This window comes from Pantoea sp. X-Soil-OKNW-556 (assembly GCF_059730695.1).
Genome location: NZ_AP035994.1, coordinates 103,393 through 126,768, shown reverse-complemented (window position 1 = coordinate 126,768; position 23,376 = coordinate 103,393). Strand labels below are relative to the sequence as shown.

Here is a 23,376-nt window from a genome sequence, read left to right as displayed (position 1 = left end):
CCCTTCATCAATGAAAAGGACGCGCAGCATGACCGGAAAAAAACGTTACCTCGGGCTGTTACTGCCCTTCTTCACTCTTGCATTCGCGGCTGAGGCGCAAATCATCGCCCCTGCCGGAAGTCAAAACGCCCTGTATGGGCCAGCGGAGAACTTTACCGGACGCGTCCGGGTTGATCCGTTATTTCAACCTGATCACGGCATCGAGGTTTCGGGGGCGTATGTCACCTTTGAACCAGGCGCACGTTCCGCCTGGCATACGCATCCGGCAGGTCAACGGTTGATTGTCACTGCCGGTGTGGGTCTGACGCAGCAGGAGGGCCAGCCGATACAGATCATTCGCCCTGGCGATGTCGTCTTCTGCCCGCCTGGCGTCAAACACTGGCATGGCGCAGCCCCGGGCAGTGCCATGACACATCTGGCGATAACCGGGAGGGTAAATGGAACCAACGTTAACTGGATGGAGAAAGTGACGGATGAACAATACCACGCCCATTAAGGTCTTGATTGCGGCGCTCCTGCTGATGCTGGGTTGCAGTCTCACGGTCCATGCTGCACCAGCGACAACCGGCACGGATGAAAAATCACCCACGTTGTCGGCACGCCAGCAGGCCATCCCATTGATTGCTGCGTATATGGCAACCAGCCAGATGGAAAAACTCGATACCGCGCTAAATCAGGGGCTGGACGCCGGGCTGACGGTCAACGAAATCAAAGAAGTCCTGGTTCAGCTATATGCCTACACCGGTTTTCCGCGCAGTTTAAATGCGTTAAATGCCCTGATGAAGGTGGTTGAGACGCGACAACAACGCGGGGTCCACGATATGGCAGGTAATGAGCCAGCCAGCGCCATTCCTGTCGGGGATGAACTGCGCCGCGTTGGTACCGCCAATCAGACCAAAATTTCCGGTGCACCTGTCCAGGGACCGTTATTTGATTTCGCGCCGGTGATTAATCAGTACCTGCAAACTCATCTGTTCGGGGACATTTTTGCCCGTGACAACCTCGACTGGCAAAGCCGCGAACTGGCAACGGTGGGCGCATTAGCTGCCACGCCAGGCGTTGAGGCGCAATTGTTATCCCATATGCGCGCCAGCCAGCGCGTCGGTCTGACGGCAGGACAACTACGCCAGTTGGTTCAGCTTCTGCGTGAGCACGGCGAAACCGACGCAGCGATCCGAGCGGGGAACGCACTGCAACAAGCGCTGGCGAAAGCGTGAACCACCAAAGGCAGGGCTCATGTATTAATGAGCTCTGCTAATTAACCCTAGCTGATTGCACCCTCTAATCGAATAAATCTCGCTGCGTTATGCTTGGCACACAAGCACATCTGAAGGACAACCTGATGCAAACAGTAAAACTGAACAACGGTATCGACATGCCCCTGTTGGGCTTTGGTGTATTCCAGATGACGGATGCCGCCGAGTGCGAAAGAGCGGTGATTGACGCTATCGAAACCGGTTATCGCCTGATTGATACGGCGGCTTCCTACCAGAATGAAACCCAGGTCGGGAATGCGCTGAAGCAAAGCGGCATCGCCCGCAATGAACTCTTTGTCACCACCAAACTGTGGTTGCAGGACACCCATTACGCCGGTGCTAAGGCACAGTTCGAGCGCTCACTGAATCGACTGCAACTGGATTATGTTGACCTGTATCTGATTCACCAGCCTTACGGTGACGTCCACGGTGCCTGGCGCGCTATGGAAGAACTGCAACAGGCAGGGAAAATCCGGGCGATTGGTGTGAGCAACTTCCACCCGGATCGACTGGCTGATCTTATCGCCTTTAATAAGGTGGTGCCGGCTGTCAACCAGGTTGAAGTCAACCCCTTTACCCAGCAGCTACAGGCAGCGCCGTGGATGCAAAGCCGTGGGATTCAGCCTGAAGCCTGGGCACCTTTTGCCGAAGGGAGAAACGGTTTGTTCCAGCATCCCGTATTAACGGCGATCGGTAACCAGTATGGCAAAAGCGTGGGTCAGGTGGTCCTGCGTTGGATCTTCCAGCGCGGCATCGTTTCGCTGGCAAAATCAGTGCGAAAAGACCGCATGGCAGAAAATATTAATATCCTCGATTTCGAACTCAGCGCGGAAGACATGCAGCAAATTACCGCGCTCGATACCGCAACCAGCGCATTTTTCTCACATCGCGACCCCGCGATGGTGGAATGGCTGACTGGCCGCAAACTCGACGTTTAAATTCATCCGTAGCGGCGCGATTTATCGCGCATTTCCGATGATGGACAATCGCACCGCTACGATTTTTTGCAAAGATGATTGCCTTGAAGAGGAACAGATTGATGCAAAAACGTTATCTCGGTAAATCCGGACTCGAAGTATCGGCGCTTGGACTGGGTTGCATGGGACTGAGCCACGGCTACGGCCCGGCTACGGATACCCGTCAGGCGGTCGAACTTATTCGTGCTGCGGTAGAACGTGGCGTCACGTTTTTCGATACCGCCGAAGTGTATGGCCCGTATCTGAACGAAGAGGTGGTGGGCGAAGCCTTAAAACCGCTGCGCGACCGTGTGGTCATCGCCACCAAATTTGGCTTTACCTTCGGTGATGACAACAAGCAGCAGATTTTAAACAGCCGCCCTGAACACATTCGTACCGCCGTTGAGGGATCATTACGCCGCCTCAACACCGACGTGATTGATCTGCTATATCAACATCGCGTCGATCCAGATGTACCGATTGAAGATGTCGCGGGCACGGTGAAAGATCTGATTGCCGAAGGTAAGGTCAAACACTTCGGCTTGTCCGAAGCCGGTGTGCAGACCATTCGTCGCGCGCATGCGGTACAACCGGTTGCCGCTTTGCAGAGCGAATACTCGATGTGGTGGCGCGAGCCTGAACAGGAAATCTTGCCTTTACTGGAGGAGCTGGGCATTGGTTTTGTGCCATTCAGCCCGTTAGGTAAAGGTTTCCTGACCGGTGCCATCAAGGCTGGGGCAACTTTCGGTGCGGATGACTTCCGCAGCAAAGTGCCACGTTTTGCAGCCGAAGCTCTCGCAGCCAATGAAAAGCTGGTTGCATTGTTGGCGGAGCTTGCCGCCGCAAAAGGCGTCAGTTCTGCTCAGATCGCCCTGGCCTGGTTGCTGGCACAAAAACCGTGGATTGTACCGATTCCCGGCACGACCAAACTGCACCGACTGGAGGAGAATCTGGCGGCCGCAGACCTTATCCTTGCGTCGGATGAGTTGGGTAAAATCACGCAGGCGCTCGAAACAGTGAAAATCGTCGGTGAACGTTATCCGGCCTCATTACAGTCCCGGGTAGGTCGCTAAGGCTGAAGCTGGCCTGCTTTTCAGCGCAGGCCAGTTATTCCGAGTAACGAAGTGCATCAATCAGTAGCGCGAAGGCTGGCGGGTGCTGTTTGCGGCTGGGATAGTAAAGATAGTATCCGGCGAAAGAGGGACACCACTCCTGCAACACCTGAACCAGTTCGCCTGATTTGATAAAGTCCTGCACCATATTCTCTGGCACACAGGCGATACCGAATCCCGACAATACCGCATCGATTCTTTCCGCTAACAGATTAAACGTCAGTTGCCCTTCCACTCTGACACGCAACGGTTTGCCTTCCCGCTCGAATTCCCAATGATACAGCCCACCCGCAGTCGGCAAACGCATATTGATACAGCGATGATTTTGCAGTTCATGTGGCGTGTGGGGGGCCGGGTTAGCGGCAAAATAGGTCGGTGATCCAACCACCGCCATCCGCATATCCGGCCCAATCCTGACGGCGATCATGTCCTTATCAACGCTTTCGCCAAGGCGGATGCCGGCATCAAAACGCCCTTCCACGATATCGACAAAACCGTTATCCACCACCAGCTCGACATTGATTTCCGGGTATTCCCGGAGGAAGGATTTCAACCTGGGCCACACCAGGCTGCGTGCGGCGTGCTCCCCGGCTGATAAGCGGATATTACCTGAGGCAGTGCCCCCCAGTTGAATAAGCGACGCCAGTTCCTGCTCAAGATCGGCGAGACGAGGCTCAAGGCAGGCAATTATTCTTTCGCCAACCTCGGTTGGCGCAACGCTGCGCGTGGTACGGGTCAACAGACGGATGTTCAGGCGCTCCTCCAGCGCTTTCATCGCATGGCTCAGAGCTGACTGCGAAACACCCAATTTTGCGGCTGCCTTGGTAAAACTTCGCTCTCTTGCCACCACGAGGAAAATCTGCAATTCATTGAAGTTTTCTTTAAGCATCGGTTATTTCCTTATTCATCTCCGCCCCGACAAACCATATTTATGAGGGGTGTTCATAGACACAATCATTTTAACCCCGTTACTGATAACAATGATGGTTGATATTCTATCTGTAGTGAAAATATATCTGAAGCCACAGAAGGTTTATCATGAAAATACTTGTTGCCGGGGCGACCGGAAGTATTGGTCTTCATGTTATGAAGACGGCAATAGAAATGGGTCACCAACCCAGAGCACTGATCAGGAATCAGCGCAAAGTAAAACTTCTCCCACATGGCACTGACATATTCTACGGCGATGTGTCTCAGCCCGAAACATTAACTGACGTGGCGGAGAATATTGATGCCGTTATCTTTACGCTGGGTTCTGATGGGCAGGGACGTATCGGCGCCAGGGCAATTGATTATGGCGGAGTGCGTAATGTCCTGCAAAGGTTTCGCGGCACGCAGGCACGTATCGTGTTAATGACTACCATTGGTGTCACCGAACGGCTGGGTAGCTGGAATCAGCAGACAGAGGTCCATGACTGGAAAAGGCGTGCCGAGCGGTTGGTCCGGGCAAGTGGCCATCCTTATACCATCGTCAGACCGGGCTGGTTTGATTATAACCATAATGATCAACATCACATCGTCATGCTCCAGGGCGACCGCCGCCATGCCGGTACGCCAGAAGATGGCGTAATATCCCGCGCACAAATCGCCCGTGTTTTGGTTAGCGCCCTGACCAGCGACGCCGCAATAAATAAAACGTTTGAACTGGTGGCAGAACACGGGGAAGAACAAAATAACCTTACGCCTTTATTTGCCACCTTGCTGGCTGATGACCCACGAAAAAACGAAGGGATTTTAGATTTACATAATATGCCGCTTGAGGAAGAACCTGGATACATTATTGACGAATTAAATTTATTTTTAAAACCAGCCGCATCAATCTGATCCTTTTTATATCGCTGCCGGGCGCTGCGCTTTCTATTCAGGCACCTGATGCCTGAATGCTGTTGTCCTTCAGCAACCGTTAATCCCCCTCACTCGTGCAAATAACCTTGCTTAAGGCATGGTGTTTTTCCTGTTCATACCTTATCCAGACGTCAGAGCTGCGTAGCTTTCCCTCACTTCCTGCCAGCAGAAAAGGTTGTTAAACGCAGCCGTATCTGTTGATTTCATGAAATAATCAGGTCCAGTCAAAGCTTTACTCAGGCAAATACACAGAACCACAGCGAGGCCGATAAGCATTACGAAAATCAGCAGGTAAAAAAGTCACATTTTTCACGCAATTTACGACAATTTAACAACAGGAAGAGATAAATGCGTATTGCCATACTGGCCCTGGAAGGCAGCGTGCTTTCGGCCATCGCAGGCCTGGCAGACTTGTTCTGGGTAACCAATAAAGCGATAGCCGCCTCCCCAGCTCATGCCATCAAGTTTCCCGAAAAAACCTTTGAGACGCTGATTGTCAGCGCCGATGGTGCACCGGTCTGGGATACCGAAGGCCGGCTTATTCATATTGACAGCTCCTTTCAGGGGGCGGGCCAACCCGATGTCGTAATTGCGCCCGGCATGCTGCTGGGGCCGGATCTGCAACCATTGAACTTAGCGGACATTAACCTGGCCGCCACCTGGTTCAGAAAAATGTATGACAATGGCGCGCTGGTGGCCGCTTCAGGTACCGGTGGGGTTGTTCTCGGGGAGGCAGGTTTGCTCAAAGGGAGGTCATACGCCACCACATGGTGGGTCAGTCATATGTTGCAGGAACGTTATCCTGACGCCATCCCGGCACGAGGTAAAATGCTGGAGGAGGATCGCGGAGTGCTTACCACCGGCGGGTGTTTTTCATGGATTTCACTGGCCCTAAATATTATCGAAAAAGCGGCAGGTACAGAGGTGGCAAATCTCACTTCAGAGATGTCACTTACCGATAACCATTTTTTGCGTCAGCATCTCAGCGCATCGCCAGGTTCCATTCACTCCGGGACACCATTTTTAGTGCGCGCCGAGGAGATTATTCGCATGCAAAATCCCTCCATCAATGCGGCACAGCTCGCCTCTGCGCTGAACACCACGGAGCGAACCCTCCAGCGCAAATTTAAAGCACTGTCGCAGGAAACACCGAAAGAATTTATTACCCGGGTCCGCATTGAAACGGCCTGTACCATGCTCATTAGCACCCGTGTCAGCATTCGTCAGATTGCCAGAGATTGTGGTTACTCGGAAGAAACCGCTTTCCGTAAAGCCTTTAATCAAATTATGGAGATGTCACCGGCGCAATACCGTCAATGGATGGCCGCTCGCGCATCAGACCACCGCAGTTGATATAGAAAAAAACACTGTCAGGGAAATTCTTGTCAGTCAAAAAAAGTGAAAGGTGTAAATAAATTAAGTCATTTTATTTGAAATAAAAGTTCTATCGTCCCTGCCGATGGTTCGGAAGTGACAGATTATTTTTATTAACATTTTACCAGGTAGAAAATGATGAATATCACACAAAGGCTCACGCTGGCTTTCGTTCTACTCTCTGCTTCACTTGTTATTATCGGCATAACTTCTCTCCGACTATTGGCCGGTTTTCAGGATCGTTTTGAATATGTGCAGGTCAATGCGATTCCTTCGATTAAAGATCTGGGCGAGTTAATAGATCGCAGCAACCGGCTTTCAGTTGCGCTATACCGACACCAGAGTCAGACCGATAACAGCAAAATGCCAGCCGTTGAACAAGAAATTTCGCAGCGCCTGTCGGGTATCAAAACCCTCGCTGATTATTACTTAAAAAACGATACCTCCAGCGATCAAGACAGACAAATGGCGGAAAACGCATTAACCATGTTGAAGGTGATTGAATCGCGCCTGCCTGAATTTCTTACCGCATCACGAGCGCATCAGGATGATGTTACGTTGAACCTGCTTAATAACGACAACCAAAATGGCATAGCCGGAGCTATCTATTCGCTTAAGGAAAATTATCGCAAGCAGCTGGCACTGAATATCTCGCTGGGAAATAACTTACGAACCATCAATCATGACACTTATCAGCGTACGCTGTGGGGCATGACTCTGGGGGTAGCCGCGGCTCTGATTATTCTCGGCACCCTGGCTGCCATGACAATTCTGCGTATTCGTCACAGCCTGCGACGCATTGGCGATATTATGAACCATGCGGGTGAAAACCTGGACCTGAGCGTCACCGCAGACGACAGCAAAAAAGATGAAGTCGGTATTATGGCCCGTTCATTCAACCAACTTCTGACGCGTGTGGGAACTGCACTCTCCTCGGTCAGTACGGCGTCCCATTCTGTCAGCTCCGCTTCGGCCCAAATTGCCGCGGGGAATGAAGATCTGTCATCGAGAACAGAACAGCAGGCTGCCTCATTGGAACAGACGGCATCCAGCATGGCCGAACTGAGTGAAACCGTGCGACAGACGGCGGATAATACCCGCCAGGCCAGCCGTCTTGCCAGCAATGCGACAGCGCTTTCGGACGCCAGTGAAGCATCGCTGGCCAGCATGCTGGATACTATGGCGGAGATCAGAAGCAGTTCGAAGAAAATTACGGAAATCGTGACGCTGATTGAGGGCATTGCCTTTCAGACCAACATTCTGGCGCTTAACGCCGCGGTAGAAGCCGCACGGGCTGGAGAACACGGCAAAGGCTTTGCGGTTGTCGCAGGTGAAGTGCGCAGTCTTTCACAGCGTTCCACCCAGGCGGCCAGGGAAATCAAGCAGCTTATCGACAGCTCCTATAATCTGGTGGAATCCGGTGCCGTTCAGGCAGAAACCGTGGAAGAAAACATGGCCGGTTTGAAGACCGCGTTCAGGCAGGTTAACGATCTGGTCAGTGAAATCGCCGCGGCGGCCGAAGAGCAGAATACCGGTATTACGCAGGTGCATCAGGCTATCAGTCAGATGGATGACGTCACCCAGCAGAATGCTGCGTTGGTAGAGGAAGCCTCCGCCGCCTCCGCCTCACTTCAGGAGCAGGCGCAGACGCTGTCCGGGCTGGTCAGCCAGTTCGTCCTGTCCGGCGCAGCGCTGCCGATAGCGAAGCTTGCAGATACCGTCAGGCCACAACCGGTGTTAAAGGCGTTAGCCCCACTGCCCGCCTCCCTGAATAAAGGGAATGATACAAACTGGCAGAGTTTCTGACGGGTGATGGCGTGACAGAGGGAAGATCCCAATGGGTATCAATGGTTTTGTAAAGCACGGCCAGCGCCACCACGAACTGGTGACAGAATTTGAGCAAGTTAATGCCCTTCTTCATCAACTGATGGATGGCATGTATTCGTCGTTGGACGTTTATCTGAATAACTGTAACCACCTGCGTGAGCAGGTTAACCGGGCGCTGTCATTGCTGAAAAATCGCGAATTTACAGAGTATCTTATCCAGAATGATGTGGCGCTTTATTACAATTTGCAGAGCGTGATGCTGGCGGTACAACTGCTGAAGAACCTGCTGGATAACCTCACCGGGACCATGAAGCGTTCGCTGCTGGAAACGTCTTAAGGTTGTGCACGTCCCGAACCGCTGCGGTTCGGGACACGCGATTAACTTTCAAGCCGGTAGAACGGAACGCGTCGGGTGGTGCCGGTGAGATTATCGAATACCTCGATTTCGGCAGTGGCGATTCTCATCCCCGTTTTTCTTAAGCGTTGCACATCTGCGGCAATGCGCTGAATTCCAAACCAAAACAGCCCATCCAGCGCCGTAACCTGCAATGCCGATTCAAGCGCCAGTTTAAGCCGCTCACGCGGAGCTTTGACCTCTTTGGCGATTTGCTGATAAGGGGCGGCACTCCCGCCAGTTGCATCGACGCGGCGGATGCGGGTTGAGAGGCGATACTGGAACTCGTCTGGTATGCTATTCAAATCGGTGTTCAGGCTGTAAACGCAACCAAAACGCTTGCCGTTAAAGAGCACGTTTTTCTGTTGAAGCTGAAATTCATCCCGCAACCCGGCAATCAGTTGAGGTGCGCGCGTCAGCAGCAGTCTGAAGGGAAGTTCAAAGCTGGTGACATAGTCGACATTCAGCAATGCGATGCGCAGACGTTCTTCTGCACCAGCTGGTAACTGACGGCACTCCTCCAGCACTTCCCCCCACTGCGCGGTCAGTCGGGTTGGCTCAGCAATTTCGGTAAAACTGTACTTTTCAATCTGATACTCAATTTTCCCGGTCACCCTGAATTCCCTTCTTATTCTGTTGCACAACCTGCTGTTTAGATTATCAACGTACGAATATAACCGATTAGCCATCCCGACATAATCAAAGAAACAAGGAAAAAAAGTAATCGATTACTTTTAACCTAAGAAACGTTATGATTTCGTAGTGAACACCACTCACTGCAACAAAACCGGGAAAGTAAGATTGTGCCTTATAAAAAGCAAATCATTGAAGACCTGACACGCTGGATTGATATGAACCTGCACAGAGTGCACAGCATTGATGATGTTGCCACGCGTTCGGGTTATTCCAGATGGCATATCCAGCATATGTTTAAACAAGTCAACCAAATGACGATCTTAGGCTATGTTCGGCAGAAACGTCTGGAACGGGCGGCACAAGAACTGGCTGAAAGCCAGGATAGCATTACAACTATTGCCCTACGCCACGGTTTTGGGTCGCAGCAGACGTTCAGCCGGGCCTTTATGAAATGGCAGAACATGCAGCCATCACGCTTTCGTTCTTGTGCCAGGCTGGGACAGCGTAACCCCGATGTCGAAAAACAACACGCCCAGCCAGGATAAGTAAGATGCAGCGCGTCGGAAACCATAACCGACAACAGCAGGGCGACAATGACCTGAACGGTAAACACCTGCTTCACCAGTGCAACACGAAAACCAACCCTTTTTTTGTCAGACTGTTGACCAGAGTCTGCAAAGGTATCTTAAGCAGCCTGAGTCTCCCTTACTTATGTTGCTCGATACGATTCCTGCCGTTGCGTTTAGCTTCATACAACGCAACATCTGCCCGATTGAGTAACTGATTATAGTCAGGGTGTCCATCATGAACGGTATAACCAATACTGACTGTGATGGGGAGGTTTTTACCGGAAACCGCTTCAAAAGGTGTGCTACTGACGATGCGGCGAATACGTTCCAGTAGCATATACGCCTCGGACTGCCCCGCTTCCACCAGCACAATCAGGAACTCTTCTCCGCCATAGCGGAAAACATAATCGCTGGCGCGAATATTATCGCTGAGTAAATTGGCAACATGCGTTAATGCGCGATCGCCAACCGAATGTCCCCATTCATCGTTGACCTTTTTGAAAAAATCCACATCGATGATTGCCACGCTTAATGGCAAATGGTTTTCCATCGCCAGGCTGACTTCATGTTTCAGAACAATCGGCAAATAACGTTTGTTAAGCAAATTCGTCAGAGCGTCTTTACCGTCCTGCATATGCGACACGTCGTTAAACAGCATCTCCATATAGGTGCTAATTTTCTGACAACAGGCATGAATGATACGTAACAGATCTTGCAATTTTTCTACGGGTATATCCGTGGTGATATCCAGGCTAGCCATCTTTTGATCAATGGTTGTCATCAGCAGGCGTATCTGCTGAATTTGTTCTGTTTCACCAAATTGACGAACGCATTTATGGCGGAACCATAAGCCAAAGTTAGAGTCGGAGATTTTTATCAACGCTTCTGACTGGTGTACGCCACTGACCAGTCCATAGATCACTGAGTTTTCCCAACTGGAAAGTGCTGACTGCTGTTTACCTTGTTCCTGCCAGGCGTTATTCATCAATACATGCATGCGATACGCCTCTTCATTTCGCGTTGCCCGATAATGCGACATCGCATAGGCGTGACTCATCATCTCGATAGCGATATCAATGGCCATCGCGGCATAGTGCATCACCTGTAAACCCAGCTCGGTTTCAATATTGTGCTGGGTGATGTAGTCGTAAATACCATATTTAAGTTGCCGGGCACCGCGCTGGACAAATTCCACCGGAATACCAATGCGCGCATGCACGCCCCCAACGTGATATTGTTGTTGCGCCAGCGTTTCAAACTGGCTTTCGTCCTGAGTCAGGATCGCTTTTACCCATTTAGACAGAGAGCGACTAAGTTGTTCTTCTACCAACTCATAGGACAAATGCCTGGCAATTGCTGGATCTTTAAACAAACTTTCATAAAATCGATGCGCTAAATTGTCTGATTGTTCTTCTGCAATATTTCGCAGAATGACTATTACATTTTGTGGAAGTTCTGCACGTAAAGGCTGCCATTCTTTAAGAATGACAGAGATATATTGTTTAATTTCTTCCTGCATTTTTTAATTAACCAAATGTTAGCTGGATAGTCTGGTGAAAATAAAAGCGGCTATCGTAGCATACCTGATTCGGTGGCCCTGGGCTTTTAACACTTCCAAAACAAAAATAAGAGTTTTGCAGCATTAAATGCAATTCGCCCATCCGCCAATATATTTCCTTTGCTAGCCATACATCACTTGTCTGGCGTCAACACCACACTCAGAAAGTTATCACGCAGTGGATCCCGGATTCGAGGATTCCAGGCAATCCCGGTTTTCCAGCGGGTCTGTTCACCACTCAACGTCAACAATACCACCCCAGATGGCTGGATATGCCTGACGCTGGCAGGCAGCAATGCCACGCCCTCTCCGGCAGCGACCAGCGCCAGCAGCGTCTGAATATCATCTGCCGCAGCAAGGGTTTGTGCAGCCAGTTGCTGCGCACGCAAAAAAGCGGCTCCCTGCGCCACCAGCCCTTCTCCCCGGTTTGGACTGAGTTGCAATAACTGATTGCTTTCGATCACCTGGCGAAAGTCACCCATCGCGGCGAAACGCTCTGGTGCGGCAAGCACCAATGCCTCTTCCTCCAGCACCGCCGCTTGCAGATGCTCCGGTGCGGGCAACCGGACAAATCCACACTGCAACTGGCCATCCGTAAGCAATTGAAACTGCATGACAGAAGGCAGGTCATTCAGCAAAATTTTGACGGATGGATAACGGGCGCGAAAAGCCGCCACGCTCAACGGGGCGAGTTGAAAAGAAGAGATACCAAACCCCAGTTTCAACTCTCCCGCGTGACCGTTTTGCAAACCTGCGACGTCAGAACGGAAAATTTCGTGACGTTGTAACAGGTCGCGGGCGCCAGGCAACAGTTGCTGCCCGCTGACCGTGAGTTTTGCCCCGTGACGCCCGCGTTGAAATAGCGTCATCCCGATCAAATGCTCCAGGGTCTGAATCTGTTTCGTCAGGGCCGGTTGCGTGATGCACAGGGCTTCTGCCGCCTGATGGTAGCGCCCCTGCTCGGCTAAGGTGACGAATGCGCGCAGCAGTTTGATATCCATTCCAGTTCGTTATCAAAAGTGGATAATTGGTGATTATACCCGGTGCTTTCCCTCTGATGAAATCTCAACACTTTTGAATGAGGAGAAAAACGATGGACGAGTTAATCCGGGTTGCCACCGTGCAGTTTTGTCATCGTGCCAGCGACAAAGCGTACAACCTTGGTGTGATGAAAGGCTTTATTCAGCAAGCCGCCAGTCAGGGCATCCAGATTCTGGCCTTTCCCGAAATGTGTATTACCGGCTACTGGCATGTTCCCGATCTCACTGCTGACCAGGTAAACGATCTGGCTGAATCCATCGAGGATAGCCCCTCACTGGCCCCCCTCCGGGCATTGGCAAAACAGCATGAGATGGCGATTGGCGCGGGTTTCATCGAACGGGGGAAAGATGGACTCAATTACAATGCCTACGCGGTTTGTATGCCGGATGGTAGCGTCCATGTGCATCGAAAAATGTACGCATTTGAACATCCCGCCATTGCGCGTGGCGATCGCTTCACCGTATTCGACACCCCCTGGGGCGTTAAAGCCGGGGTGCTGATTTGCTGGGATAACAATCTGGTTGAAAACGCCCGTATAACCGCGCTGATGGGCGCAGATATTCTGATCGCCCCCCATCAAACTGGCGGAACACACTCCCGCAGCCCGTTTGGCATGAAACCGATTCCCGTTAGTCTGTGGGAAAATCGCCGCGAGCAACCCGAAGCGCTGGAAGCTGCCTTGCGGGGTGACAGCGGCCGGGGTTGGTTAATGCGTTGGCTACCGTCCAGAGCGCACGATAATGGGCTGTTTATTCTGTTCAGTAATGGCGTGGGTCTGGATAACGGCGAGATCCGCACCGGCAACGCGATGGTGCTGGATCCCTACGGCAGAATCATCAATGAAACCTGGTCTGCTGAGGATACGCTGGTGGTCGCAGAACTGGACACCCGTTTGCTGACAATGTCGACCGGACGGCGCTGGATCCACGGCCGCCGTCCTGATCTCTACGGTATGTTGTGCGAACCGCAAGGTTATGAGCGCGATGCCCGCGAAGCACGTTTCTCCAGCGAGACGCCCTCTTTTGGTAAAAAGAAATAGCCGCAAGCACCACGCTTAAGCAATGCAACAGGTGTAGAGGAGAAAACAGGGTCTTTACTTGTATCAGGCTGAACTAATCCTCTGAACCGGACCGCAAAAATAATACACGGATGTATTATCCTAAGAAAAACCGACTAAAAATCGTCTTGTTAAAACTCAAAAATTAAGAGCATTGTATGTTTTTTCTCTGATGTTGTTGATGTCCATTGGGATTTTTCTTAATTGAAACTAATATCAGGCCTCCAGGGGACTACATATAACTTAAGAGTTGCTTTTATGATTAGTCGCACGATATCAGGAATGGCGGGCGCCATTCTGTTAGCTTTATCACCTTTAGCCCAGGCAGCGAATGCATTACCCACTCCAAAAGAAGCTGACTGGGTCGCCAAAGAATTTAACTTTAATAACGGCGAAAAACTAAAAGATCTCCGCATTCATTACTACACGCTCGGCGACCGCAGTAAACCTGCGGTATTATTACTGCACGGAACTAATCAACCCATCAAAGCCTTACTGGCCCAGGGTTTTGCCGGTGAGTTATTCGGTCCGGGACAGGCACTGGATAGCAGCAAATATTTTATTATCATCCCGGAAAGTATTGGCTCCGGAAAATCATCCAAGCCTTCGGATGGTTTGCGTATGGCATTTCCCCACTATGATTATGACGATATGGTTACTGCCCAATATCGTTTAATTAAAGAGGGGCTGGGGATTTCTCATCTGCGACTGGTGATGGGATATTCGATGGGGGGGATGCAGACCTGGCTATGGGGTGAAAAATACCCGTCAATGATGGATGCGTTAGTGCCGATGGCCTCACAGCCCAATGAATTATCGGGACGCAACTGGATGCTGCGCCGAATGTTGATTGAATCCATCAAAGGCGATCCGGCCTGGGCCGAAGGCAACTACCGCCAGCAGCCACCGGTACTTAAAACCGCCAATATTATGTTCAGTATCGCCACAACCGGCGGCACGCTGGCTTACCAACACAAAGCGCCAACGCGCGCGCTGGCGGATAAGCTGGTTGATGAACGTCTCGCGGCACCGGTCACTGCCGATGCTAACGACCTTATTTATATCTGGGGTTCGTCAGCAAATTACAATGCGTTGCCCGCTTTGCATCGCATCAAGGCGCCGATCCTGATTATTAATTCTGCGGATGATGAACGCAATCCGGTTGAAACCGGCATTCTGCAAGGTGAATTAAATCAAATAAAACAGGCTGAGCTGCTGCTCATTCCGGCGAGCGCAGAAACCAGCGGCCACGGCACCATGATGCAGGCAAAGTTTTATCATGAAAAACTGAAAACGTTTTTAACGCACACGCCTGTCGCAACGGAAAGTCATTAATCGCCACTCTGGTCAGGAAGTCACTCAGGTTACTTCCTGTTTTTTTAATAAAGGAATTATTTTCGACAGCACACTCCTTTTTATCATTTAATCGTTAGCAGGGAATACTCTATGTTTCGTAGAATAAAGATCCGTACTGCACTCAGCATAATGATTTTTTCATTGACTGCATTATTACTCTTCGTAGGCGTTCTGGGATTATTTGCCGTGCAGTCGGGAAATAAATCCTTTGCCACGGTAGATACCGAAGTTTTGCCGGGATTAGTGGCGCTGAATGAAAGTTCAGAACTTTTATTACGCGGCCGGCTGGATTTGCGTTTATATGAATCACTGATGGGTAGCGGCGACACAGAAAAAGCCAAAGTCGCGCTGGAACGCGCCCGCGGTAAAATTGACAGCGCCAGCGCAAAATGGCAGGACTATCTGAAATACCCGCAATCCGCAGAAGAGCAGCCCATTGCGGCCAAAATGGCGTCCACCCGTGACGCGTTAATGAAAGAATTCATTGATCCCGCCTTTGCCGCGCTGGAAGCCGGTAAGCTGGACGAATATCGTCAGCGAGCCGGAAAATCGACGGCGCTGTATGGCGCATTTGATACCGCCTCCAAAGCGCTGGTTGCCTTTAAACTGAAAAGCATTGATGTCGCCTATGACGACTCCAGCGACCGGGTAAAACGTATGGAGTGGGTGCTGTACTTCGCCATCGCCTGTGCTGTGGTGTTGGCTGGTCTTGCCTGGTCGGTAATGACCAATCTGATCGTTAAGCCGTTGAATCATGTGATTAATGTATTTGACCGTATTGCGGAAGGTGATCTGCGTGATCGCATTGATATCAGCGGGAAAAACGAGATAGCCCAGTTGTTTGCCGCCGTGCAGCGCATGCGCGACGGGTTGGAAAATATGGTGCTGATGGTGCGCAGTGGTACAGATGCAATTGGCACCGGTGTGGAAGAGATTGCTTCCGGCAATATCGACCTTTCCAGCCGTACCGAGCAGCAAGCCGCTTCACTGGATGAGACCGCCTCCAGCATGGAACAGATTATGGCGACGGTGCAAAATAACGAAGACAACACCCGTAAAGCGAACGCGCTGTCACAGAAAGCCTCAAATTCCGCTTCACGCGGGGCCAATGTGGTGTCTGAAGTGGTTTCCACCATGAGCTCAATTGAGAAAAGCTCGGCAAAAATTGGTGACATCGTCGGTGTTATTGATGGCATCGCTTTCCAGACCAACCTGCTGGCGCTGAACGCCGCAGTTGAAGCAGCACGAGCCGGTGAAGCCGGACGCGGGTTCGCGGTCGTGGCTTCAGAAGTTCGCGTGCTGGCACAGCGTAGCGCCACCGCAGCCAAAGAGATTGGCACCATGATTAATGATTCGCTCAGCAGCATCGAACAGGGTTCCGGGCTGGTGAAACAGGCAGGCGTCACCATGAATGAAGTGATGGTTGATGTGAAGAAAGTGGTCGAAATTATGGATGAAGTGATGCTGGCTTCCGGAGAGCAGACCCGTGGCATCTCGCAGATCAATATCGCCATTCAGCAGATGGACGGCGTAACCCAGCAGAACGCTTCGCTGGTGTCGGAAGTGGCGACCGCCGCCAGTTCCCTGCAAGAGCAGGTGGTTAACCTGCAACAGTCGGTGACCCGCTTCCTGGTGGATGACGATAAAGCCACATTGGGCCATGATCTCTACAGCGGCCCGCGTGATTTGGCGCTGATTAACCTGAACTGATTACCGTCTCGCGGGCCTTTTATCTTCTGATAAAAGGCCCGGATAAATTATTCTTTCCTCGCCTTTCTTGCACAAAAACCGTTCTGTACCCCGCCAAATTAAACTCGCAGCACACAAGATATATCTTTAATCCCGACGCCAACGATAAAATAATTAAAAAAAATTATGACACCCAACAACTGCAATCTCGCTATAGTATGATTGTCCACCAGCTATAACATTAAAAAAGAGACAACAGAATGAATGCTTATTTCGCCACCAGATACGCAAAAGTAAAGAATTTACCATTCATTCTCAAAGGCAATAGCGCTGAGAGAAAGCTACGCCTGACCATTCTCATCTCTGGCACCTCCAGCATTTTGGCCGGTTTATACATGGCCAGTTTGAACTTCTCCATCGGAGAACACCTCATTTCACTTTTTTATTGTATGACCACAATATTGGGCATATATATTTCAGCGGCTGCCTTCTGGAACAATATCAATCGTCACATTTATATCATTACGCATAGTTTGTTGATTAGCATCATTCTACTTTGTTTCTTTGATAATAATCATGATTTCGCCAAACATTCTGAATACAATTATCTTGCGGCTTTGACCATTGGTGGTGCATTGGTATTACGACAGCAATCCTGGTATTTGAAACAGGTTTTCCCTCTCATCTGTCTGCTGGCCTATCTCTTTTTTGTTTCGACCGGCACCATCTGGCAGGATGGCCGTTTCCAGACTGATATGGCACATGTCTCCGGCTTTTATATCGCGAACTGTTCTGTGCCGGTTGTGGCGCTTTTATTAACCGTATTTACCGCACGCGGCAATTATTCTGAAACCGACTTGATTAAACGTGAGCTTTCCCTTGCTATTGAAAGGAATCAATTACAACTGTATTACCAACCACAACTTGATAGTCATAAAGCACTGATTGGATTCGAAGCTTTGCTGCGCTGGAAACATCCGGCGAAAGGATTTATCTCCCCTGAAGTCTTCATTCCAATTGCAGAGAAGAGTGGTTTAATTATCGAGATCGGGCGATGGGTAATGGAGCAGACCTTGCGCCAGATTGCGGAATGGGAGCGTCTTCATCACCTTGGTGACATCGCCTTCTCTATTAATATCAGCCCGTTACAATTAATGCACCGAGACTTTACTCAGGATACGTTGCTGACGTTATCTCAGGCAAAAATCCGGCCGGAAAGAATCAAGTTTGAAATTACCGAAACCACCTTCATTTACGACCAGGACAGAATTGCTGAAGTCATGCAACATTTTAGTGGGTTGGGTATTAAATGGGCGATTGATGACTTTGGTGTCGGATACTCATCGTTAAAATCAATCAGTGATTTCGCCGTCGATGATATCAAGATCGATAAGTCGCTTATTATGCAGGTGTTCAAAAATGAATCAGCCTCGTTGGTGGTACAAAAAACCATCGAACTCTCCCGTGAGATGGGGTTAAATGTTCTGGCCGAGGGAATTGAGAATGAAGAATACTTCGAATATCTGAAAAATATGGGTTGCCACCTGTTTCAGGGGTTCCACTTTTCTCGCCCTTTACCTGCGGCAGATGCCCTGACATGGATTAAAAAGCAAAGATTGTAATGGGAAATTCGGCCCCTCACGGTATTTAACCTTTGGAGCGCTGGACCGAAATAACCTATAATTCCCCTCATTGCTATCTCGCTTCAAGGAAGAAAATGCGTTTACTTTCCACCGCACGTACCGATATTTATCTGCTGACAGAAAATTTCGCCGAGGCTTATCTCGCCTTTTTGCTAAACAACCGGGATCATTTTTCCCGTTTTGAACCCCTACGCACTGAAGAATATTTCACACTTGAACACACCCGTCAGCGGATTGCCGATTCAGCCACTGATTTTGCCGCCAGAAAGAATTTGCTGCTGGTTTTCACACCCAAGGATGAAGACAAAATCATCGGCAGCATCAATTTTACCAACTTCGTGTATGGCGTTTTCCAGGCCTGCTATCTGGGGTTTTCGCTTGACCACGCTTATCAGGGCAAAGGATTAATGCACGAAGCGCTGGAGATAGCCCTTGCTTATGTGCAGAGAGAGTATGGTTTGCATCGGGTGATGGCGAACCATCTTCCCGGCAATCTGCGTAGCAGCAACACCCTGACTAAACTTGGATTTAGCCAGGAGGGTTTTGCAAAGTCCTACCTCAAAATCAACGGTAGCTGGCAGGACCATGTGCTTAATGCGCTTATCTTTGATGAGAGTATCTGACATCCCTCCCTGTCACATATTTACGCCAGCGCTGAAAAGCAGCCCTCACCCGCCAGAGCTGCCGAAATTAACACGGTGGTCAGAGTCGCGCATTGCGATGATTAACTCGTTGCCAACGCCACCGCCTTGCGTAACCCGCTCACCCCGGATGAATTGACCGGCGTCACCAGCGCGTAGTTGTAATGCTGGTCACTCCAGTACTGCGCCATCACATCATCAGCCCGGCGTTCACCATGAGGCAATTTGACCGGGTCCAGTGGGCGGATATACCACCCCACCCGAGTTCCCTGTGGATCCTGATACATAATCAGCGCGGCTGGCCCTTGCGCTGTCGCCATCAGCCGCGCGCCGACCAGCCTGAAACCAAACTGCTCGAGGTTGGGTGGCGGATTACCATTAATAAAATAACGTGCCACCCAGCTACTGAGTTCAGCGTGCTGGCTTGCCACCATGTCCATCGGGGTTTGCGTCTGGTTATCAAAAATTTTATAGGCCTGCACCGCATCTTCCATCGGCTGCGGGCTGGCGATGACCTGCGATTCCTTCAGTTGCCAACCCGCTAAACCGCCTGCGCTTGTCGCCAGCACCAGCATGCAAGCCGTCGCCAGTTGCCGTAACCGCTGCTGCCGCACCCGACGCCGCAGATATTGCGGATGGGGACGGTCAAGCGTTAGCGAGTGTCGACTGATGGCCTGACGTAATTGCTGTGCGTCAGCCCGCCAGCCCGCAACTTGCGCGGCAGCCTGCGGATTGTCCTTCAGATAACGTTCAACGCGCTCTGCCGTTGCTTCATCCGCTTCCCCATCCATCCAGGCATGGAGTTCGTGTTCATCAGGGGGCAAAGTCATTTCAGTCTCCTTAGCGGCAGCGGCGTCGCCTTACCTTCCAGTTGCTCATGCAGCAACTTACGTCCCCTTGAGAGCCGTGACATCACGGTGCCCAGGGGAATATCCAGCGTTTCGGCCGCCTCTTTATAGCTCAGCCCCTCAACGCTGACCAGCAACAAAATGACGCGATAATCCTCCGGTAATGCAGCAAATACCGCCAACGTATCGTCGGCAATCGCCATCGACTCGCTGGATTGCGCGAACATCTCCTCGCCAGTGAAAAAAGTCAGCAGCTTCATATAGCGTTTGCGCCGCCGTTCCCCATCAACAAACTGACGGTACAGGATGGCAAACAGCCAGGCACGCAGACTTTGATCCCCCTCGCTTTGACGTTGGCGAGTTAACGCTTTTGTCAGGCAGCTTTGTACCAGGTCTTCCGCGCTGTGCGGATTGCGGGTCAACCACAGTGCAAAACGTTCAAGATGCGGCATCACCTGGCGAATTTCATCATCAGTCAGCTGTGGCATGACTCTCCTTTAGCGTCTGCGGGAGCCAGACATGCTGGCAAAAACCCCATCGCGCAACACCAGGGCATGAAACAACGCGGCGGCCAGGTGCAGCAGCACGGTGATAAACAACATCAGCGCCACCAGAGTGTGCAAAGGACGCAGTATGGCATACCAATCATTATTCACCGGCAAAATCGGCGGCAGTAGCCATTTCCCCCCTAAAGCGATCGGCACTCCCGCCGCAGACAGCATCCCCCAGCCGATCAACGGCTGAATCAGCATCATGGCATACAGCGCCCAGTGCGAAAGATGCGCCATGCCACGTTGCCAGGCGGGTATGGTTGAGGGCAGTGCCGGAGTGACGGTAGTGAAGCGCAACCACAGTCGCACCACCACCAACACCAGAATCATCAGGCCTAATGGTTTATGGATTGTCACCAGCAGGCTATGCAGTGACGACACGGTGGCAACCATCGCCACGCCAATAAACAGCATCGCCACAATCGCCGCCGCCATTAACCAATGGATCACGCGCAGCGCAGGGTGAAAATAACCGACATGTTTCATAAGTGCGTCCCCGTTTGTTGCGCCTGTTCATGTGTACGCAGGTTATAGGATTTGGCATAGGCTGCTGAGCGCGCATTGAGCAACGGATCATCGGAGGCAGCAATCCCATCAGGCAGGATCAGCGGATCGTAATTGATGTCGTTGCACGGCCCCTGCTGCTGCGGCACCGCGCGGGTTAACACCAGGGTTCCGGCATTGATGGTTTGGCGATCGGCAGGCCAGACTTTTGTTGCATTGCTGCCATCATCACCCGGTTGCGCAACGGTGATCACCAGGTCCCATTCCAGTGGCCCCTGGTTCAGGCGTTGTTGCAGGTCCTGCTGAAGAAAATCTTTGTTATTTTTATCCGCCGCGCTAATCGCCTGATAAGCGGCATGAGGCACCATACTCCAGCGCACCAGATGCGCAGCGCCCGTTTTATCAATGAACCGGAACGCATTCAGACTATTGAAACGATCGCTGGCCCAACTGGACGACGGAACGTATTGTTTCGCCCAGGCGAGAAATGCTTTGAATTCAGGATATTTTTCGACGAAGGCTCCTAACTTTTGTGGATCCGGCTTGCCGGTCGCCGGGTCGGGCAGCGTCGCGGTTTGCAGCGCATAGAATCCTTCCGGCGTCGCCACCGGAAACAGCGGCATGGCATTCATCCCGGTGCGCCATTGCTCACCATCTTTTTGCTGAAACGCCAGCGCCATGCTGCGCACCGGCACCGCGTAATCCGGCGCGGATGGATTCCCCCCTGCGATGGCGAAACGCCCGGTTACCGGGGTATCACCCGGCGCGAAAAGGGCAGCGCGTGATAACGCGCTGGCGTTGCCGTTGGAGGCAAAGGTGCCAATCACGCAGATCCCTTTGGCATGGTTACGGCGATACCCCGGATGCTCACCCCCCGCTTGCTGCAACACCGAAACCAGTTTGTCGGAAGTCAGTCGCTCTGGCGTCAGCCAGCCTCCCGCCCATAAAAACAACACGAGTATAACCAGTGGAACCAGGCCGATTAGCAACAAGCGTAGCGTCTTCTGACCAGTGGAAAGTGGAGTTGGAATCATTTTTTAGCTCACCCTGCTCACATTGAGCCCATAAGACGAATGAGCGGCAGGTTTATTCCCACGGCATTAAAAAATTTTTAAGCAATGGATGAAGCTAACCATGAGATATAAGTTAAATGTGACTCAGGTTTCAGGCAGCACCGTCAGCGTGTTCATGTTGGTTTTCGGTGTTATGGCGGCGTAGGGGATCATCTGGGTCAGTCTGGCCGGAGCAACTCTTTCCTTACCGGGGCTGCTGCTGTTGGTGGCACAAATCAGGCGCGGCGGTGATATCACCTTACGAACAGCCGTTGACGCAGGTCACTGAAAAAAGCGCCTGAACGGCGCTTATGATGTAGCGGCGCGATTTATCGCGCAATCACGATGGACAGGTAACATTATGAGCCACCTTGCACACTTACGTACCTTTTTGGAAGCTTACCATAGCGGGTCCTTTTCGCGGGCGGGAAACAGCATGACAGCGGTCCAGGAGGTGATCATGTCTTCTCTTCCAGACCAAATCACTGGTGACTCCAGTCCTCCAGCATGAGATTAGTTACCCGCACAACACGCTTTGCTCAAGACGAGTGATCACCACCTCCGGTTGCTCACGCATGATAAATGAGCAGATGTTCGCGTCCAGCATGTAGGTCTTATTCACAGTTCAAAGCGTCCTTCGTCGCTGACAATGTCCTCGCGCTCTGTCATAAAATCTGCGTCAGCCTTTTCAAATTGACTGAACGAACTCCAGGTCGGCTGAACCGGACGTAAAAAAATGCTGTCACCTGCACTAATAATCTCCAGCTCACTAACGCCTTCAACATCGAAATCGCACGGCAAACGAAGAGCACGATTGTTACCTTTTTTAAAAATCAAAACGGTTCTCCTGGCTGTTCAGCCTGACTTAAACGCACCACGCGCCTATTCAGATATATGGTTCCTGGATATGACCGGATTCAGAAGAAAGATAAGCGCTGTTTCTCCAGGAAGTCCCGTTCATCAGCCGATGACGCCCTGCCCAATAGCGCATTACGATGTGGATAGCGGCCAAACCTCAGGATAATTTCGCGATGTTCCCGCTCACTTTGTGCATACGAGCCACCTTTAAGTTGTGCAAACAGTTCTACCGCTTTTTCATGAATGTCCACCGACTCCGAGTGCATCCAAGGCATTAACATAAACCCCTTTTCGTCGAGCGTGAGATATTCCCATCCTTCAAGCTTTAATGCCTCCTGAGCAAGGATCAAGGCCATGCCATCCTGCTGCCAGGCGGCGCTACTCTGACGATTCAGGTTGCGGGAAAATTGGTCGAGAACAATGATTTCAGCAAGCCGGCCATAGAGATTTTCACGCCAGGTAAACAGTTCGCCTCGGCAGGCGGACTCCCAGCAACGGCCAAATAACCGGCGTATTTCGTCGTCAAACGCCTGATCGTTTTTGAACCATTTATCTTTGCTGGTACGACTGAACCAGAACTGGAGAACATCTTCGTAATTCATGACTTAA

At 51.2% G+C, this 23,376-nt stretch carries 24 protein-coding genes and 1 pseudogene; 14 read left to right on the top strand and 11 right to left on the bottom strand.

Translation table 11 applies throughout. The annotated features are described in order from the left end of the window. Positions 1-28 precede the first annotated feature (28 nt). The 4 genes from AC6I8T_RS27060 to AC6I8T_RS27045 all read left to right on the top strand — a co-directional run bounded on the left by AC6I8T_RS27060 (position 29) and on the right by AC6I8T_RS27045 (position 3,285). Entirely contained in the window at positions 29-496 is a 468-nt protein-coding gene (locus tag AC6I8T_RS27060; protein WP_208727144.1) for a (R)-mandelonitrile lyase, read from the top strand. Next, positions 474-1,217: a carboxymuconolactone decarboxylase family protein gene (locus tag AC6I8T_RS27055; RefSeq protein WP_497834890.1), complete on the top strand. Its 744-nt coding sequence runs from the start codon at positions 474-476 to the stop codon at positions 1,215-1,217. The genes AC6I8T_RS27060 and AC6I8T_RS27055 overlap by 23 nt, the downstream gene beginning before the upstream one ends. Before the next feature lie 125 nt (positions 1,218-1,342). Beyond that, positions 1,343-2,194, top strand: a complete 852-nt coding sequence (locus AC6I8T_RS27050; protein ID WP_208727147.1) for an aldo/keto reductase — start codon at positions 1,343-1,345, stop codon at positions 2,192-2,194. 101 nt (positions 2,195-2,295) lie between these two features. Continuing rightward, positions 2,296-3,285, top strand: coding sequence for an aldo/keto reductase (locus AC6I8T_RS27045; protein WP_497834889.1), 990 nt, complete (start codon positions 2,296-2,298; stop codon positions 3,283-3,285). Positions 3,286-3,319: 34 nt separating this feature from the next. On the opposite strand, the gene AC6I8T_RS27040 is transcribed toward AC6I8T_RS27045, so the two are convergent. Further along, positions 3,320-4,213: a LysR family transcriptional regulator gene (locus tag AC6I8T_RS27040; RefSeq protein WP_208727151.1), complete on the bottom strand. Its 894-nt coding sequence runs from the start codon at positions 4,211-4,213 to the stop codon at positions 3,320-3,322. Positions 4,214-4,362: 149 nt separating this feature from the next. On the opposite strand from AC6I8T_RS27040, the gene AC6I8T_RS27035 reads away from it, so the two are divergent. The 4 genes from AC6I8T_RS27035 (at position 4,363) to AC6I8T_RS27020 (ending at position 8,707) form a co-directional block, all read left to right on the top strand. After that, positions 4,363-5,148 (top strand): SDR family oxidoreductase, encoded by a 786-nt coding sequence (locus AC6I8T_RS27035; protein ID WP_208727153.1) that lies wholly within the window; start codon positions 4,363-4,365, stop codon positions 5,146-5,148. Between the two features lie 369 nt (positions 5,149-5,517). Continuing rightward, positions 5,518-6,522 (top strand): GlxA family transcriptional regulator, encoded by a 1,005-nt coding sequence (locus tag AC6I8T_RS27030; RefSeq protein ID WP_497834888.1) that lies wholly within the window; start codon positions 5,518-5,520, stop codon positions 6,520-6,522. Positions 6,523-6,681: 159 nt separating this feature from the next. Then, positions 6,682-8,349, top strand: a complete 1,668-nt coding sequence (locus AC6I8T_RS27025; protein ID WP_497834937.1) for a methyl-accepting chemotaxis protein — start codon at positions 6,682-6,684, stop codon at positions 8,347-8,349. A gap of 31 nt (positions 8,350-8,380) precedes the next feature. Then, the gene (locus tag AC6I8T_RS27020; protein ID WP_021185488.1) at positions 8,381-8,707 is read left to right on the top strand and encodes a hypothetical protein; all 327 of its coding nucleotides are present in this window, start codon (positions 8,381-8,383) and stop codon (positions 8,705-8,707) included. A gap of 41 nt (positions 8,708-8,748) precedes the next feature. Here AC6I8T_RS27020 and AC6I8T_RS27015 read toward each other — a convergent pair whose 3' ends face one another. Then, entirely contained in the window at positions 8,749-9,378 is a 630-nt protein-coding gene (locus AC6I8T_RS27015) for an ECs1377 family protein (RefSeq protein WP_021185487.1), read from the bottom strand. Between the two features lie 189 nt (positions 9,379-9,567). Between AC6I8T_RS27015 and AC6I8T_RS27010 the strand changes: the two genes are divergently transcribed. Continuing rightward, a complete protein-coding gene (locus AC6I8T_RS27010) occupies positions 9,568-9,945 on the top strand; it encodes a helix-turn-helix domain-containing protein (RefSeq protein ID WP_497834887.1) in 378 nt (125 codons plus the stop codon). Between the two features lie 160 nt (positions 9,946-10,105). Here AC6I8T_RS27010 and AC6I8T_RS27005 read toward each other — a convergent pair whose 3' ends face one another. Next, complete coding sequence (locus AC6I8T_RS27005; protein ID WP_497834886.1) at positions 10,106-11,488, bottom strand: diguanylate cyclase; 1,383 nt, start codon at positions 11,486-11,488, stop codon at positions 10,106-10,108. 173 nt (positions 11,489-11,661) lie between these two features. Then, on the bottom strand, positions 11,662-12,528 hold the full coding sequence (locus tag AC6I8T_RS27000; protein ID WP_208727159.1) for a LysR family transcriptional regulator: 867 nt from the start codon (positions 12,526-12,528) through the stop codon (positions 11,662-11,664). Positions 12,529-12,620: 92 nt separating this feature from the next. Here AC6I8T_RS27000 and AC6I8T_RS26995 point away from each other — a divergent pair, with 92 nt between their 5' ends. From AC6I8T_RS26995 to AC6I8T_RS26975, 5 genes are all read left to right on the top strand, one after another. Next, positions 12,621-13,607: a nitrilase family protein gene (locus tag AC6I8T_RS26995; protein WP_208727161.1), complete on the top strand. Its 987-nt coding sequence runs from the start codon at positions 12,621-12,623 to the stop codon at positions 13,605-13,607. Between the two features lie 276 nt (positions 13,608-13,883). Further along, on the top strand, positions 13,884-14,960 hold the full coding sequence (locus tag AC6I8T_RS26990; protein WP_497834885.1) for an alpha/beta fold hydrolase: 1,077 nt from the start codon (positions 13,884-13,886) through the stop codon (positions 14,958-14,960). A gap of 111 nt (positions 14,961-15,071) precedes the next feature. Further along, positions 15,072-16,691 (top strand): methyl-accepting chemotaxis protein, encoded by a 1,620-nt coding sequence (locus AC6I8T_RS26985; protein WP_208727165.1) that lies wholly within the window; start codon positions 15,072-15,074, stop codon positions 16,689-16,691. Between the two features lie 239 nt (positions 16,692-16,930). Beyond that, complete coding sequence (locus tag AC6I8T_RS26980) at positions 16,931-18,292, top strand: putative bifunctional diguanylate cyclase/phosphodiesterase (RefSeq protein WP_208727167.1); 1,362 nt, start codon at positions 16,931-16,933, stop codon at positions 18,290-18,292. Positions 18,293-18,387: 95 nt separating this feature from the next. Continuing rightward, positions 18,388-18,936, top strand: a complete 549-nt coding sequence (locus AC6I8T_RS26975) for a GNAT family N-acetyltransferase (protein WP_208727357.1) — start codon at positions 18,388-18,390, stop codon at positions 18,934-18,936. A gap of 101 nt (positions 18,937-19,037) precedes the next feature. Here the strand turns inward: AC6I8T_RS26975 and AC6I8T_RS26970 are convergent, their stop codons facing one another. From AC6I8T_RS26970 to AC6I8T_RS26940, 7 genes and pseudogenes are all read right to left on the bottom strand, one after another. Then, positions 19,038-19,784 carry an anti-sigma factor family protein gene (locus AC6I8T_RS26970; RefSeq protein ID WP_497834884.1) on the bottom strand — a complete coding sequence of 249 codons (747 nt, stop codon included), beginning with the start codon at positions 19,782-19,784 and terminating at the stop codon, positions 19,038-19,040. Continuing rightward, positions 19,781-20,290: an RNA polymerase sigma factor gene (locus AC6I8T_RS26965; RefSeq protein WP_021185476.1), complete on the bottom strand. Its 510-nt coding sequence runs from the start codon at positions 20,288-20,290 to the stop codon at positions 19,781-19,783. The genes AC6I8T_RS26970 and AC6I8T_RS26965 overlap by 4 nt, the downstream gene beginning before the upstream one ends. Before the next feature lie 9 nt (positions 20,291-20,299). After that, positions 20,300-20,839 (bottom strand): cytochrome b, encoded by a 540-nt coding sequence (locus tag AC6I8T_RS26960; RefSeq protein ID WP_208727171.1) that lies wholly within the window; start codon positions 20,837-20,839, stop codon positions 20,300-20,302. Continuing rightward, positions 20,836-21,891, bottom strand: coding sequence for a catalase family peroxidase (locus tag AC6I8T_RS26955; protein WP_208727173.1), 1,056 nt, complete (start codon positions 21,889-21,891; stop codon positions 20,836-20,838). The genes AC6I8T_RS26960 and AC6I8T_RS26955 overlap by 4 nt, the downstream gene beginning before the upstream one ends. A gap of 538 nt (positions 21,892-22,429) precedes the next feature. Then, positions 22,430-22,531, bottom strand: a pseudogene (locus AC6I8T_RS26950) (VapC toxin family PIN domain ribonuclease); the annotation flags it as partial. Further along, the gene (gene vapB, locus AC6I8T_RS26945; RefSeq protein ID WP_497834883.1) at positions 22,528-22,746 is read right to left on the bottom strand and encodes a type II toxin-antitoxin system VapB family antitoxin; all 219 of its coding nucleotides are present in this window, start codon (positions 22,744-22,746) and stop codon (positions 22,528-22,530) included. The pseudogene AC6I8T_RS26950 and the gene vapB, both read right to left, overlap by 4 nt. Positions 22,747-22,826: 80 nt before the next feature. Then, positions 22,827-23,369, bottom strand: a complete 543-nt coding sequence (locus AC6I8T_RS26940; protein WP_208727175.1) for a DUF924 family protein — start codon at positions 23,367-23,369, stop codon at positions 22,827-22,829. Positions 23,370-23,376 lie beyond the last annotated feature (7 nt).